Source organism: Curtobacterium sp. 1310 (assembly GCF_017834105.1).
In the GTDB taxonomy this organism is placed as follows: Bacteria; Actinomycetota; Actinomycetes; order Actinomycetales; family Microbacteriaceae; genus Curtobacterium.
Window position 1 is genome coordinate 405,484 of sequence record NZ_JAFICY010000002.1, and the last position, 15,731, is coordinate 421,214.

The 15,731-nt window shown below is 73.4% G+C and carries 10 protein-coding genes; 4 read left to right on the plus strand and 6 right to left on the minus strand.

The annotated features are described in order from the left end of the window. Positions 1-85: 85 nt before the first annotated feature. The 5 genes from JOD95_RS05995 to JOD95_RS06015 form a co-directional block, all read right to left on the minus strand. Positions 86-301 (minus strand): hypothetical protein, encoded by a 216-nt coding sequence (locus tag JOD95_RS05995; protein WP_066652356.1) that lies wholly within the window; start codon positions 299-301, stop codon positions 86-88. 100 nt (positions 302-401) lie between these two features. Further along, positions 402-2,351, minus strand: coding sequence for a potassium transporter Kup (locus JOD95_RS06000; protein WP_209683882.1), 1,950 nt, complete (start codon positions 2,349-2,351; stop codon positions 402-404). Positions 2,352-2,795: 444 nt separating this feature from the next. Next, positions 2,796-3,500 carry a 5'-methylthioadenosine/S-adenosylhomocysteine nucleosidase gene (gene mtnN, locus JOD95_RS06005; protein ID WP_209683883.1) on the minus strand — a complete coding sequence of 235 codons (705 nt, stop codon included), beginning with the start codon at positions 3,498-3,500 and terminating at the stop codon, positions 2,796-2,798. A gap of 47 nt (positions 3,501-3,547) precedes the next feature. Further along, entirely contained in the window at positions 3,548-4,663 is a 1,116-nt protein-coding gene (locus tag JOD95_RS06010; protein ID WP_209683885.1) for a HAMP domain-containing sensor histidine kinase, read from the minus strand. After that, positions 4,660-5,358: a response regulator transcription factor gene (locus JOD95_RS06015; protein WP_209683887.1), complete on the minus strand. Its 699-nt coding sequence runs from the start codon at positions 5,356-5,358 to the stop codon at positions 4,660-4,662. The genes JOD95_RS06010 and JOD95_RS06015 overlap by 4 nt, the downstream gene beginning before the upstream one ends. 88 nt (positions 5,359-5,446) lie before the next feature. Between JOD95_RS06015 and JOD95_RS06020 the strand changes: the two genes are divergently transcribed. Genes JOD95_RS06020 through JOD95_RS06030 form a run of 3 tightly spaced genes read left to right on the plus strand, consistent with a single transcriptional unit; the run spans position 5,447 to position 8,243 of the window. Next, on the plus strand, positions 5,447-6,127 hold the full coding sequence (locus tag JOD95_RS06020; protein ID WP_209683889.1) for a M15 family metallopeptidase: 681 nt from the start codon (positions 5,447-5,449) through the stop codon (positions 6,125-6,127). Further along, on the plus strand, positions 6,124-7,275 hold the full coding sequence (alr, locus tag JOD95_RS06025; protein ID WP_307810386.1) for an alanine racemase: 1,152 nt from the start codon (positions 6,124-6,126) through the stop codon (positions 7,273-7,275). The genes JOD95_RS06020 and alr overlap by 4 nt, the downstream gene beginning before the upstream one ends. Further along, the gene (locus tag JOD95_RS06030) at positions 7,272-8,243 is read left to right on the plus strand and encodes an ATP-grasp domain-containing protein (protein ID WP_209683891.1); all 972 of its coding nucleotides are present in this window, start codon (positions 7,272-7,274) and stop codon (positions 8,241-8,243) included. Before alr ends, JOD95_RS06030 begins: the two co-directional genes overlap by 4 nt. Positions 8,244-8,284: 41 nt before the next feature. Here JOD95_RS06030 and JOD95_RS06035 read toward each other — a convergent pair whose 3' ends face one another. Continuing rightward, entirely contained in the window at positions 8,285-13,741 is a 5,457-nt protein-coding gene (locus JOD95_RS06035) for a discoidin domain-containing protein (RefSeq protein WP_209683893.1), read from the minus strand. A gap of 225 nt (positions 13,742-13,966) precedes the next feature. On the opposite strand from JOD95_RS06035, the gene JOD95_RS06040 reads away from it, so the two are divergent. Beyond that, the gene (locus JOD95_RS06040; RefSeq protein WP_209683896.1) at positions 13,967-15,712 is read left to right on the plus strand and encodes a discoidin domain-containing protein; all 1,746 of its coding nucleotides are present in this window, start codon (positions 13,967-13,969) and stop codon (positions 15,710-15,712) included. The last annotated feature ends 19 nt before the right edge of the window (positions 15,713-15,731 follow it).

The following is a 15,731-nucleotide window of genomic DNA, read 5'->3' on the forward strand; positions in this document are numbered from 1 at the left end:
GGCGCGCTGTGGACGTGGCCGGCAGGTCGTCACCGCGACCGGGCGGAGTGCTGCGGCGGCCCGGTCCGGCCGAGGGACAGGGGCCTCAGGCGTCGCCGACCGCGGTCTCCCACTGGTACCAGGCCTCGAGCTGCGCCTGCGCACTGCCGAGGGCGCTGTGCGACCCGCGCACCGATCCGTCCTCGGACTCGAGCTCGTACTGCCGCTGGAGCGTGATGCGGGCCAGCACGCGGCCGTCGGCCCACGCCGACCAGGAGGCGTCGCTGTCCTGACGCCAGGTGAGGTCGTTCCGGTGTGCCATGGTGCGGCTTCCGTTCGGTGCCGCAGGAGCCCGGGTGGCGGAACGACCCGTCGGACGCTACGCCGTCCGCCTGGACGGTGCTCAGCCGCACGGACGGCGCTCAGAGCTCGACGTCGCTGCCCATCGTCACCGTGCGCTGTGCCGGCAGCCCGAAGCGCGCTGCCGGATCGGCCGCGTTGTGCGCCAACCCGACGAAGAGCTTCTTCCGCCAGCGCGCCATGCCGCGGTTGCCGGCCTGCGGTCGGAGCGCACCGCGCGAGATGAAGTACGACGCCCCGGCGATCGCCTCCGGATCGACGTCGAGCACCTCGGCCAGGCACGCGGCGTGCAGTGCCCGCGGCAGGTCCTGGTCGTCGGAGAACCCGAACTTCACCGTGATGTGGTCGATGCCGTCGTCCTCGTACCCGAGGTCGTCGCGGAAGAACGCCTTGGCGTGCGGCACGTGCGGCACGTTCGCGGTGAGCACCGAGACGATGATCACGGTCCGGTGCACCACGTGGTTGTGCTCGACGTTCGCGCGGAGCGCCAGCGGGGTCGTCTCCTTGTTGGGGTGCGGGAAGATCGCGATGCCCTCGACCCGTGGGACGTGCTTCGTGTTGATGCGCTCGATGAACTCGGCGAGCGACCCCTCGCGTTCCTTGCGTTCCTCCTGCACGAGCTGCCGTCCCCGACGCCAGGTCGTCATCAGCGTGATCACCGCGAGGGCGATGAGCAGCGGGACCCAACCGCCGTGCACGATCTTCGACAGGTTGCCGGCCAGGAAGGTCAGCTCGAGCCCGCCGAAGACCACCGCGGCCAGCACGAGCTTCCACGTCGCCCAGTGCCAGAGCGGCTTGACGACCAGGAGCAGCAGCAGCGTGTCCACGACCAGCGCGCCGGTCACCGACACCCCGTAGGCGGTGGCGAGGCTCGCCGACGACCGGAAGGCGAGCATGATCGCGAGGACACCGATGAAGAGCAGCAGGTTGACCGCCGGCAGGTAGATCTGGCCGCCTTCCTCCCGCGAGGTCTGCCGGATCGTCAGGGGCGGCAGCAGCCCGAGCTGGACGGCCTGGCGTGTCAGCGAGAAGGCGCCGGAGATGACCGCCTGGCTCGCGATCACCGTGGCCATCGTCGCGAGCACGACGACCGGGATCTGCAGGGCGTCCGGGAAGAGCAGGAAGAACGGGTCCTTCGCCGCCGAGGGGTCCTGCAGCACCAGCGACGCCTGGCCGAGGTAGTTGAGCACGAGCGCCGGGAACACCACGAAGAACCAGGCGCGGAGGATCGCCGGACGGCCGAAGTGGCCCATGTCCGCGTACAGCGCCTCGGCCCCGGTGATGACGAGCACGACGGCGCCCATCGCCACGAACGTGATGTACGGGTGGGCGACGAGGAAGGAGATCGCCCAGGTCGGCGAGAGCCCCTGCAGCACGCCGGGGTGCGCGACGATGTGCGGGACGCCGGCCGCGGCGATGACCACGAACCAGAGCAGCATCACCGGACCGAACAGGTTGCCGACCTTGCCGGTGCCGAACCGCTGCACGAGGAACAGCAGCACGAGGATGACGGCCGCGATCGGCACGATGAGGTGCTCGAGCGACGGCGCCGCGGTCGAGAGCCCCTCGACCGCGGAGAGCACGGACACGGCCGGGGTGATGACCGAGTCGCCGTAGAAGAGCGAGACACCGATGATGCCGATCACCAGGAAGACCGTCGCGCCCCCGCGCCGCTTCGCGTAGAGCCGGCGCGCCAGTGCGGCGAGCGCCATGACACCGCCCTCGCCGTCGTTGTCGGCGCGCATGAGCACGAGCACGTACTTGATCGACACGACGATCGTGACGCTCCAGAACATGATCGAGATGACGCCGTAGACGTCCTCCTGGTTCGCCTTCACGATGCCGCCGTCGATGGTGAACACCGTGCGGAGGGCGTACAGCGGGCTGGTGCCGATGTCGCCGAACACGACGCCGAGGGCGGTGAGGGCGAGGGCTGCGAGGCCCTTCGCCGGGCCGTGCGAGGGGTCGTCGACGGTGTCGCTCGTCGGCGCCGGGGAGCGGGTCTCGGTCACGCTCGTCACTTCCGTCCGGGCCGTCCGGGCGACGGCCGCGGATCATCATCGCACCGGCGGAGCGTCGAGGCACTCGGCTGGCGCCCAACCGTGCACGAGTGTGCGGCGACCGGCTGTCGTGCAGGAGTCGTACCCCGTCCCCTCGACGCGTACAGGAACCGCGTCCTACCGTTCGGGTCGATGCGAGCGCGGACGTCCCGCGCACGGAAGGAGTGCACCATGGACCTCGACGGGTTCCAACCGGCCCAGCTGATCGTCTTCGTGATCGCGGTCGTCCTGGTGTTCGGCGGCCTGATCGCCAGCCGCCGGCGTCGCTGACCCGGCGCTCACCCGGTCTGCCGGCACGCGCGTCCGACGCGGGCGACCGACGGACGGGAGGCGCGGGACCGACGGGTGCCCTGCCTCCCGTCCGGCGGGTGGTGGCGATCGCTGGTGGTCGCCGCCTCAGGCCGCCAGGTCGAGCAGCACGTCGTGCGCCACGCGCGCTGCGCGTGCCGACGCGTCGTCGAGGTGCTCCCGGAACTCGTCGCCGTCGGGTGCGCACAGGTCGCTGATCCCACGGATCGACAGGAACGGCATGTCGTGCACGTGCGCGAACTGCGCGATGGCCGCGGACTCCATGTCCACCGCTGCGACCGCGGGGAAGACCTCGCGCAGCGCGCGGGCGCGCCCCTCGGTGACGAAGACCTCGCTCGAGCCGATGGTCGCGGAGCGGATGCGGTACGGCGTCCGAGCAGCGGCGGCGCGGGCGAGCATGCGGGAGTCGGGCGCGTACTGCGGCGGCATCCCGGGGACCTGCCCGAGCGCGTAGCCGAACGCCGTCGCGTCCGCGTTGATGTTCACGTAGTGCTCGCCGACGACGACGTCACCGATCTCGATGCCGCGCATGAGCCCGCCGGCGGTCCCGACGCTGAGCACCGGGACGGCGCCGAAGTCGTGGAAGCAGTGCGCGACGGCGGCCGTCGCGTTCGTGAACCCGATGCCGCTGCGGCGGAGGGCGACCACCGATCCGCCGACGTCGAGCAGGTGGTGCTCGTCGTGTCCGCCCACCGGCCCGTCGTCGATGACGACACCACCCAGCAGGGTGGCGACGGCGGAGAGTTCCTCGGTCATCGCGGCGATGACGACGGCGACGGGCGTTGCTTGCACCGACCGATCCTCGCACGGAGCGGCCCGGCTCCCGTGCACGACGGCGCTCACGCGGCAGAGGACGGCCCGGCCGGGCACCCCGCGGCGGGCAGTGCCACCTCGACGACGAGACCGCCCTCCGGACGTGCGGCGACGTCGAGCGTGCCACCGTGCGAGGTCACGATCGCCGCGACGATCGCCAGACCGAGACCGGCGCCGGCGTCGTCCTCGCGCCGCCGCGAGGCCACCCGTTGGAACGGCTCGGTGAGGGTCGGGACGACCGCGGCCGGCACGACGGCACCGGGGTTCTCGACCACGACGACCGACGCGCCGTGCCGGGTGCCCGTCGTGACGCGGACCCAGCCGTCCCGCCCCGGGCCGACGTTGTGGACGACGGCGTTCTGCAGGAGGTTCGTCACGAGCTGGAGCAGCAGGGACGTCGAGCCGGTCGTCCACGCCGTCGCCGTGACGGGCTCGACGTCGATGCCCCGCGCCTCGGCGAGGGGCAGGACGGTCTCGACGGCCTCGTCCGCCAGGAGCGACAGGTCCACCCGCTCGCGGTCCGGGAGCTCCCGGCCGGCTCGTGCGAGCACCAGCAGGGCCTCGGTCAGGTCGACCGCCCGCTCGTTCACGTTCCGCAACCGCTCGAGGACCCCGGCCGGGTCGCGGTCCGGCTCGCGGGCGGCGACCTCGAGCAGCGCGCGCGTCGTGGCCAGCGGCGTCCGCAGCTCGTGCGACGCGTTCGCCGCGAAGCGCTGCTGCTCCGCCACGTACGCCTCGAGCCGCCCGACCATGCCGTCGAACGCGTCGGCGAGGTCACGGAACTCGTCGCGTCGCCCGGGGAGCGCGACGCGGTGCGCGAGCGACCCGGCCGCGACCTGTCGCGTGGCGTCGGTGATCCGCTGGAGCGGCGCCAGCACCCGGCCGGCGAGGAACCACCCGCCGACCAGCCCGACGACCACGAGTGCCACGGACACCGCGGCCGCTGCGGGGACGAACGCACGGACGAGGTCGGAACGGTCGGGGACGTAGCCGTCGGTCGTGGCCAGGTTCCCGACGGGCACGTACCGCAGGAGGAACACCCAGACCACGGCGAGGATCAGCGCGCCGGTGAGCACCACCACCCCCGCGTAGCTGAGGGCGAGTCGCACCCGCACGCTGGCGCCGCGGCGACGGTCGGTCACGAGCCGCCGTCCGTCACGCCGCCGGCACGCGGTCCGTCGGTGTCGATGCGGTAGCCGACGCCCGGCACGGTGGCGATCACCCACGGCTCCCCCAGACGCTTGCGGAGCGCCGACACCGTGATCCGGACGGCGTTCGTGAAGGGGTCCGCGTTCTCGTCCCAGGCGCGTTCGAGCAGCTGCTCGGCACTCACCACCCCGCCACCGGCGCGGACGAGGACCTCGAGCACGGCGAACTGCTTGCGGGTGAGGGCGACGTGGTGGCCGTCGCGGAAGACCTCGCGGCGGAACGGGTCGACCCGCAGCCCCGCCGCTTCGAGGACCGGTGGGCGGTGCTCGCCGCTCCGCCGTGCCAGCGCGCGGACGCGGAGCACGAGCTCCCGCAGTGCGAACGGCTTCGTCAGGTAGTCGTCAGCACCGACGGCGAAGCCGGAGACCTTGTCGTCGAGTCGGTCGGCCGCGGTCAGCATGAGCACCGGGACGCCGGCGTCGGTCGCGACCAGGTGTGCGGCGACCTCGTCGCCGGTCGGCCCGGGGACGTCCCGGTCGAGCACCGCGACGTCGTAGCGGTTCAGCGCGAGGAGCTCGAGCGCGGCGTCCCCGTCCTGCGCGACGTCGGCCGCGATGGCCTCGAGGCGGAAGCCGTCGCGGACGGCCTCGGCGAGCAGGGGTTCGTCCTCGAGGATCAGCACACGCACGGCACCGATGCTAGGCGGCGGTACGTGTCGGGAGCGTATGCGGAAACGCGTACGCTCCGACGACACGGTCCACGCTGCACTGGTCGACATGCAGCACCGTCCCGCTCCTCCCTCCGTCCCCGTCCCCGCACGACCGCGACGAACCGGGGCCGTCCTGGTCGTCGTCCTCCTCGCCCTCGTCGCGGCGGTCGCCGTCGTCCTCGTCGTGCTGTCCGCCGTCTCCGGCCGCCCCGGAGCGACCGGCGGCGCACCGGGGCACGGCCTCACCGGCGCCTCCGCCGGCACACACGACGACGGCACGGCCGGCGCCGCCACCGGATCCGCCGCCGGCGAGGTGCCGTCCGGCGCGTCGGTCTTCGACGACGACCTGCCCGCGGTCGCACGACTGCAGCCGGACCTGCTCGACGCGGTCCGTCGCGCTGCCCGGGACGCCGAGGGCGAGGGCGTGCGCTTCGTCGTGAACAGCGGCTGGCGCTCCCCCGCGCTCCAGGAACGACTCCTCGACGACGCCGTCGCCGAGTACGGCTCGCGGCAGGAGGCGGCGCGCTGGGTCTCGACGCCCGAGACGTCGCTCCACGTCCGCGGCGAGGCGATCGACATCGGGGACTGGGATGCGGCCACCTGGCTGCAGGACAACGGCGCTCGGTACGGGCTCTGCCAGGTCTACGACAACGAGGCGTGGCACTTCGAGCTCCGGCCGGACGCCCCCTCCGACGGGTGCCCCCGCAAGTACTGGGACCCGACCGGCGACCCGCGGATGCAGCAGTGACCGCGTCCGGGTCGCTCCTGACGGTCCACGACGACGCCATCCGCGCCAACACGACCTTCTTCGCCGCCCTGACGGGCGGACGGTTGATGGCGGTGCTCAAGGCCGACGGGTTCGGGCACGGGGCGGTCGCACGGTCCGTCCTGGAGGCCGGGGCCGGCTCCGTCGGTGTCACGAGCGTCGACGAGGCGCTCGCGGTCCGCGCCGAGGGCGTGACCGCACCGGTGCTGAGCTGGCTGAACCCACCGGACGCGGACTTCGCCGCGGCGGTCGGCGCCGACGTCGCGCTCGCCGTCGCCGACCCCGCCGTCCTGGTCGCCGTCGTGGTCGCGGCACGCGCCGTCGGTCGCGCGGCACGGGTGCACCTGCACGTCGACGTCGGCATGGCCCGCGAGGGGTGTGCGCCGGCCGACTGGGCAGCGCTGTGCTCGCTGGCGCGCGAGGCCGAGGGCACCGGCGCGGTCCGGGTCGTCGGCGTGATGGGGCACATGTCCTCGGCGGACCGCCCCGAGGACGACCAGAACGTCCGCGAACGCCTGCTCTTCGGCAACGCCGTCCGGACCGCCCGTCGCCGCGGGCTGACCCCGTCCACGGTGCACCTCGCGGCCACCGCTGCCACGCTGACCGGCGTCGGGGCCGGGTTCGACCTGCACCGGATCGGCGCCGGACTCTTCGGCATCGACCCCTCGGGCACGACCGACCGGCTGCGGCCGGCGCTGTCACTGACGACCGCGGTCGTGTCCTCGCGCTCGGCGAGGGCGGGCACCCGCATCGGGTACGGCGGGACGAGCACGACCGCGTCTGCGACGAACCTGGCGCTGCTGCCGCTCGGGTACGGCGACGGTCTCCCCCGCGCTGCCTCGGGCCGGGCCGAGGTCCTGGTCCGTGGGCGCCGGTGTCCGGTCGTCGGGCGCTTCTCGATGGACAGCGTCGTCGTCGACACCGGCACCGAACGCACGTCCCCGGGCGAACCGGTCACCATGTTCGGCCCCGGGGACGGCGGCGAACCGACCGTCGCCGAGTGGGCGGCGTGGGCGGGGACGATCCCGCACGAGCTCGTCACGCGGATCGGCAGCCGGGTCGCCCGCGTGCACCGCACCAGCACCAGCACCAGCACCAGCACCAATCCGAGCACCGAGGAGCACCCGTGACCGACCGACCACACCACCGCGTCGCCGTGATCGGCGGCGGCGCGAACGACGAGCACGACGTGTCCCTGGCCTCCGCGGCGGCCGTCGTCGCCGCACTCCGCACCGGCGGCCACACCGCGGTCCCGCTGACCGTCGGCCGTGACGGCACGTGGCACGACGAGGGCGGGGCGCTCCTGTCCCCGGCCGATGCCGTCGCCCGGTTGACGTCCTGCGACGCGGCCTTCCCGCTGCTCCACGGCGAGCACGGCGAGGACGGCGCCGTCGCCGGGCTGCTCGACCTCGTCGGCGTGCCCGTCGTCGGCTCACCGGTCCGAGCCGGCGCCCTCGCGGCGGACAAGTGGGTGACGAAGACGGTCGCCGGCGCGGTCGGCATCGCCTGCGCGCCCGCCGTGCGCGTCGCGGCAGCGGTGTCGGCGACCGAGGCAGCGGCGGCCGTCCCGTCCGCACCCCCGCTCGTGGTGAAGCCGACGTCGGCCGGGTCGAGCAACGGCGTCACCCTGGTCCGGCGGCACGACGACCTGACGGCGGCGATCGAGCACGCACGCTCCGCCGGCAGCACCGTACTCGTCGAGTCGTTCGTCGCCGGGCGTGAGGTCGACGTGGCGCTGTTCCGCGACCGGACCGGCGTCCTGCGGTGCGGCGCGACACTGGAGATCGCCACCGACGAGCGCGGCGTCTTCGACCGGGAACAGAAGTACGACGGCAGCGCCCCGTTCCGGATCCCGGCCGGCCTGTCGGTCGCCGAGCACGCAGCGGTCACCGGGGCCGCCGCCGTGCTCTACGAGGTCCTGGGCTGCGCCGGGGTCGCCCGCTTCGACTTCTTCGTGACCGGTGACGGGGTGGTGCTCAACGAGGTGAACACCGCGCCGGGCTTCACCGAGCAGTCGCAGGTCCCACGGATGTACGCGGCGGTGGGCCTCGGCTACGTCGAGCTCGTCGACGAGCTGCTCGCCGCGGTGCTCGGATGATCCGGCGGGCGGGCGGCGGGGTGTGCCGCCCGCCGCCCGGTCTACCGGACCTCGAACCCGTAGACCGAGTAGCCGTACGGTGTCGCCCGGTCGACACCCTGCAACCGGATCTGCCGCCACGTACCGGACAGCGGGACCCGGTCGGTGCCACCGTCGCCGTTCGTGACGGTGGCGATGGTCGTCCACGCTCCGGTCGTCGCGTCGCGACCCTCGATGCGGTAGGCGCGGCCGTACGCGTCCTCCCACCGGATCGTCGCCTCGTGCACCTCGTGGCGCGCACCGAGGTCGACGTCGAGCCGGGCATCGTCCCGGTGCTCGCTCGCCCACCGCGTGCCCGGGTCCCCGTCCACCGCGTGGCGCGCCGGTGTGCCTGCCGACTCGTCGCCGGACGATGAGACCGCGGCGCGCCGGGCGAGGTCCGGCGTCGGCGTGCCCTCGGTGGAGAACACCCGGAACGACCACACCGAGACGCCGTACCGGGTCGTGCGCGAGTCGGCCACCAGGCGCACGAAGCGGGCCCGGATGCCGTCGAGGTCGTGCGTCTCCGTCCCGCCCCGTCCCTCGGCCGTCGTCGAGACCGTGCGCCACGGGTCGGATGCCCGGTCGCGGACCTCGACGTGGTCCGACGCCGCTGCAGCCGTCTCCCAGAGGACCTCGACGCGGTCGAGCGGCAGCACCGAGCCGAGGTCGACGGCGAGCCACTCGCCGTCGCGAGCCGTGCTCGACCACCGGGTCGTGTCGTCGTCGTCGACGGCGGCGTCGCCGGACAGGTCACCGCGCTCGTCGGACGAGGTCGTCACCGGCTTGCCGACGGCGACGTCGCGGGAGACCGCGGGCGACTCACCCTGGTCGAGGGTCGTGAGGACGGCCTGCCCGGTCGCCGCACCACGGACCGCGCGGACCGTCGCGGTGGCACCGCCGCGGTCCGGCAGGGTCGCCGTGCCCGAGGCGCTCACCGTCGCACCGTCGTCCGCGGTCCAGACGGGCTGGGCGTCACCGGTCAGCAGACCGCCGTAGCCGTCGGCGTCGAACCCGTACGCGGCGAGCCGGACGGAGGAGCCGGGCAGCACCGTGACGCTGCGCGGGGCGACCAGCAGGTCGCGCACGTCCACGTCGGCGGTGGCCGGTGTCCCGGTCACCTGCACGTCCCACACCGAGTAGCCGTACTGGGTGAGGCGGTCGGTCATGTGCAGCCGGACGAAGCGGGCGGTCGCGCCGACCGGCACGGTGTCCACCGACGCGTCCGCATTCGTGACGGTGCGGACGTTCCGCCAGGGGCCGTCGTCCGTGTCGGACACCTGCACGACGTACCGTGCCGCCGCGGCGTTCTCCCACGTGACCCGGACGGAGTCGACGTCCCGCGCGGACCCGAGGTCGAGCGTCAGGTCCACCGTGTCGACGCCGTGCGCGCTCTCCCAGCGGGTGGCGGGGTCCCCGTCGACGGCCTTCGCCGCGGTGTTGCCCCCGTCGGTCGAGCTCGCGGTCGCGGTGGTCCCCTCGACCACCGGGACCGAGGCGATCGACGACACGACGGCGCTGCCCTCGATCCCGCCGGCCTCGACCCCGCCGGCCTCGACGTCGCCCACCGTCGCGACGACGTAGCCTGCGCCGGGCGCGGTGGTGGTGAGGGTCCCGTCACCGGTGACCGTGCCGGGAGCGGTGGTGCTCCAGGCGACGTCGGCGGGCAGCGGAGCCGGGTCACCGTACTGGTCGTGGCCCTCGGCGGAGAACGTCACCGACTCGCCGACCACGGCACGGGCGGTGCCGGGCGTCACGGCGATGCCCGTGAGCACCGGTGCCGGGGCGACACGGACGTCGTACGCGTCGGAGACCGTGCCGACGGTCGCGGTCACGGACACCTGGTCCGCCGCGGCCCCCGCGTGCAGGGTGCCGTCCTGGTCGATCGTCCCCGCACTCGTCGACCACCGCACGTCGTCGAGCGGCACGGTCGCGCCGTACTGGTCGTAGCCCGTCGCGGTGAACGCGGTCGTGCTGCCCGGGGCGAGCGTGCGCGGGTCGCCCGCCGTCCCGACGACGACCTTCGCCAGTCGGGCATCGAGGTGCGACGTGATCTGCGTCCGGGCGGGCACCGCGATCTGCCCGACGACCCGCTGCCCCGCGTACACGTCGTAGGTGTGCTGGACGTCGTCGACGTTGTCGATCACGTAGGAGTACGTGCCGTCGGCGGCGCGGAACACCTGGCTCAGCGGGTTCGACGTGTGGCGGTCGGTGACCTCGTGCCCGACGGTGCGGTTCGACATCGCCTGGTGGTAGACCATCCCGGCCATCGACTGTCCGGTCACGGTCGGGTCCTGCGCCTCCCAGAGCGCCGCGTGGACGTCGGCGTAGGTGTCCGGGTCGTACTGGGCGAGGAACCCGAGGACGACGTTGCCGAGCGCATCGCCCATCTCGCTGAAGACGGCGGCCGCGCGGGCGGTGTCGGCGCCCGGGCGGTGGTGGGTCAGGTCGACGCCGTACAGCCGGCCGATGGTGTCGGGGTCCGCCCGGTAGTCGGTGACGAGGAACGGCAGGAGCGGCGACGGCTCCGGCCAGTCCCCCGGCTGCCGGTCCGCCGTCGGGCCGTCGAGCTGCGCGGGCACGAGTGCCGGCGGCAGGGCCTCGGGTGTCCACCACCGGGACGGGAACACGACGGAGCCGTCGTCGTCGACCGAGACGTACAGCGTGTCCGTCGACCGGTCGTACAGGGGGTTCGTCGCGGTCTTCGCGGTCACGTAGCCCGGGTGGTTCCGTTCCACGGCCCGGATCGCGTCCTGCAGCTCACCGATCGCCGCCGGCCGGTCCCGCGTGATCGCGACGTCCCCGTAGGTACCGACGCCCCACCACTTCTTGGTGAGCATCTGCACGTGCCCGGCGTTGCCGTCCACGACGCCGTCCTGCCCGACGACCTCGCCCCGGGCTGCCATCATCTGCCGCATGATCGCCTTCGAGAAGTCCGGGTCCCACCCGAAGTACGTGAACCACGGCGCGGTCGGCATCCACTGGATCCCGTAGATCCACGCGGGGTCGCCGGAGAAGTACGTGGCCTCGGCCTGCCCGGAGTCGAAGAGGATGCCGGCCTGTCCGGCGTCGTACGCCTCGGGGAACGCGCCGTCGCCGTCGTACGCCGCCGACGCCGGGTTGCCGTGGGCGTTCTGGTAGTAGTCGCGGACGGCGGCACGCTCGGTGACGTACTGCACCGCACCGGCTGCCTGCATGTCCTCGTCACCGAGCACCGACCCGAGCAGGAACAGCCCGGCCTCGGACTGGATCGCCTCGGACGACGACTCCTGGTTGTTGCCGCCCGGCGAGGACACACCGCCGGCGTTCGAGTGACCGGTCCACACACCGAAGGTGCGGAAGTGCGGGAAGCGCTCGTCGTCCCGGTCCCAGTTCGCGTACTGCTTCGCGACGAGGGTCGCCATCTCGCCGTACCGCTGTGCCCACTCGGGGTCGGCCCGTCCGAGCAGCGCGGTCGCGAGTGTGAAGTAGCCGTAGTGGAAGTGGTTGTCGTTGAACTGGGCGGACCCGTACGAGTCGCCGAACCCGATGAGGGCCTTCCACGTCGGGTACATCGCGAAGAAGTGCTCCCGCTCGCCCTCGCTGTACGTGTACCAGTCCGTGAGTGCGCGCTCGAGGGTCGCCCGCATCCGGTCGGCGTCCTCGGTGTCGCCGATCTGGTCCGCGACGCTCATGTACGCGCCGAGCTGCTGCAGGTCCTTGCCGCCCCAGTAGGTGTCGCCGCCGTAGGTCTCCTTCGCGGCGTAGTCCGACAGGTACTGCCGCATGACCTCCTCGCGGTACGGGTCGTCGCCCGTGCTCGCCGGCTCGGCGCCGATCGGGGTCAGCCCGCTGAAGGCGTACCGCAGCGTCCAGCCGTCGTGCCCGACGGTCGTCCTCATCGTGCCGCGCGGCGTCGCGTACGTGGCTCCGGTGAACGACAGGTCGTGCGTCGCCTCGGCGTACTGGTGCTGCAGCCAGCCCTGGACGGTGTCGTGGTCCGAGCCCTGCAGCACGTCGGTCTGCAGCGACCACCGCTGCTCGACCTGTCCCGCCGCGGGGTCGTACGAGTAGTCCATCCGGGTGTCCCGCGGGACGGCGAAGGCCGTGCGGTGCAGGTCGTCGAGCGTCAGCCCCTGCTCGGGCACCGCGCTGAGCACGAGGAAGGGGGTGCCCGCGGATGCCTCGAGCACGTTCCCGGAGCGGGTGAAGGTGGTGCCGGTGGGCGCGTGCACCCCGAACACGTGCCCGTCCTGCCGGATCTCGAAGCGGTCGGTCGTGATCGTCCCGGTGAGTCCGCGGCCGTCGGCGTCGGTGAGCGCGGCGCCGTCCTGCAGGGTGATGCGCGGGGTCATGCCGTGGAACTCGAACCACTCGTACGGCGACCCCTGCACGCTCGTCACGTCCATGTACTGACCGCCCGGTCCGGCCTGCGGCATCCGCCAGCTCACGTTCCAGTCGCCCCAGCGCAGGGCGTCGGCCCGATCGGCGGAGAACGCCGTGGTGAAGCGCTCCGCGATGCCGTCCGGGGCGTCCGTGAGCAGCACCTGGTCGACCAGGACGTGCGCCCACCCGGCACGGAGCGAGTCGACGACCCGGACCTGCGCCGTCCGTCCGCGGTACGCGCTGACGTCCCACGTCGTCCAGCGCAGCTCCTCGCTGTCCGCGCCGGTCGCCTCCTCGACCACCGCGCCGTCGACGAGCAGCTGCACCGCCTCGGCCCCGGGGTGTCGGCCCCCGCCGACCAGGAAGGCGAGGGTCGACCGGTCGACCGTGAACCCCGGCGAGGTGAGCGTGCCGGTCGCGCCGTCGCCGTCGCGGTCGGTGAACGAGTCGACGAACCCACCACCGAGCCAGCCGGACACGGCGCTCTGCCCCGACGCGGTCCCGGACGAGGTCCCGGCGAAGGCGTCACCGGTCGTGGTCCACCCGTCGGGCAGACCGTCCTCGAAGTCGGCGAGCACCCGGTCGGAGGCGTCCGGCGTCGGGTCGACCGTGCCGCCCACGGTGACCGGCGCGTCGAGCCGCATCGCGGTGCCGTCCGCGTTCCAGGACGTCGGGAGGGTCACCTTCGTCCCCTGCGCACTGTTCGACGACACGAACGGGTACGCCCACATGTCGCCCGAGTACCTGCTGACGAGCAGGTCGGTCCACCACTGGTTCGTGGGGACGGGCTTCCCCGCCTGCGACGGGTCGACGTACAGGTGCTGGTCGACGGTCTTCCGCACGTCGGCGACGGACGCGATCTCCGCCGGCGGCGTCGGCGCGTACGAGCCGGCCCCGACGCGCACGCCGTCGACCTGCGGGCCGGCAGCACCGGGAGCGGATGCCACGGCCCGGTCGACCGGCGGGTCTGCCGGGTCGGCGGCTCCGGTCCCTGCGGCAGGGTCCGGCAGGACCGTCGGGAGGGTGCTCGCCGACGCGAGGTCCGCGGCGGCGACGGGCGCGAGCGAGAGCCCGCCGAGCAGGAGCGTGACGACGACGGTGCGGACCAGGTGCACGGAGGGGTCCCTTCCGGGGGCGGAGGTTCGGCGGCGGGGCGTGCGTCGGGTCGCAGGGACCCCTGTCGGCAGGCCCGCGCTGGACGTCAGGAGAAGTGAGGATCCGTCCTGGGAGGCACGGCGTCGGCCCGCCTCGCTCGTCCCCTCGGACTGGGGTGGCGTCCACCCGTTGACCCGCTCCGACGGCTTCCGTACGGTTGCCGGGTCTCGGTCGGAAGGGGCCCGATGCGCGTCACCACCACCCACGGCCGGACCGCCACGACGGCCGTCCGGCTCATCGCGACCGTGGTCGCCGTCGTCCTGGTCGCGGTGGTGCTGGTGACGGTCCGGGCACCGGCGGCGAGCGCCGCACCCGCCCAGCTCTCGAAGGGCCGCCCGGCCGTCGCCTCGTCGAGCGACGCCGCGTCCCGTGGTCCGCAGATGGCGGTCGACGGACGCGCGGGCACCCGGTGGGCGAGCGCGCGGTCGGACGCGCAGTGGCTGCGTGTCGACCTCGGTGCGGCGGCGCGACTCGAGCGGATCGACCTGCGGTGGGAGACGGCCTACGCGAAGGCGTACCGGCTCCAGGTCTCGTCGGACGCGAAGACCTGGCGCACCCTCGCCAGCACCTCGTCCGGCAGGGGCGGCGTCGAGCGCAAGACGGTGTCCGGCACGGGCCGGTACGTCCGGATGCTCGGTGTGCAGCGTGGGACCGGCCACGGCTACTCACTGTGGGAGTTCCGGGTCTACGGGACGCCGCTGACGACCACACCGAGCGCGACGCCGACCCCGACCCCGACCCCGACCCCGACGGACGGGGTGCGTGTCACGGGCTCGCAGGGCAACTGGCAGCTCACCGTCGACGGCAAGCCCTGGCTCGTCCGGGGCGTCACGTACGGCCCGTCGAACGCCGAGGCGCCGTCGTACCTGGACGACATCGCGGCCATGGGCGTCAACACCGTCCGCACCTGGGGCACCGATGCGTCCTCGGCGCAGCTGTTCGACGCGGCGCGTGCCCGGGGCATGCGGGTCGTCGCCGGGCTCTGGCTCGACCAGGGTGTCGACTACGTGCACGACTCCGCGTCCATGGACGCGACGCTCGCGAGCATCACGAGGACCGTGACGACGTACCGCGACCACGGCGGGGTCCTCGTGTGGGACGTCGGCAACGAGGTCATGCTCGGCCAGGACGAGGCGCAGCGGGTCGCGTACGCCCGGTACGTCGAGCGGGTCGTGCAGGCGATCCACCGCGTCGACCCGTCCCACCCGGTGACCTCCACGGACGCCTGGACCGGTGCCTGGAGCTACTACCGCCGGTACACGCCGAGCCTCGACCTCTACGCGGTCAACTCGTACGGCGGCATCGGCTGGGTGCAGCAGGCGTGGCGCGACGGCGGGTACACCAAGCCGTACCTCGTCACCGAGACCGGACCGGCGGGCTCCTGGGAGGTCCCGCTCGACGCGAACGGCGTCCCGCGTCAGCCGACGGACGCCGCCGCAGCACAGGCGTACACCGACGCGTGGAGTGCAGTGCGGGCGGCACCGGGGGTCGCGCTCGGAGCGACGATGTTCCACTACGGCATCGAGGACGACGAGCCCGGGGTGTGGTTGAACCTGCGCACCGGCGGCCTCAAGCGGGCGTCCTGGTACGCCGTGCAGCAGGCGTACCAGGGGACGGTCGCGGGCAACCGACCACCCGTCGTTGGGAGCACCACCGTGGCCCCGTCGTCCGGTGTCGCTCCGGGTTCGACACTCACGGTCACGGCCCCGACGACCGACCCCGACGGGGACGCCGTCACGTGGCGCGCTGCCACGTCGAGCCGGTACCTCGACGGCAACGGCACCCAGCGTCCGACGCCCGTCGTCCGCGGCGCCGACGGCACCCTGCGCATCACGGCCCCGACGACCCCGGGAGCGTGGAAGATCACCGTCTACGCCCTCGACGGGCACGGCAACGTGGGCATCGGCACGACGTCGGTGCGCGTGCGCTGAACCCGTGACGTGCTGCGCG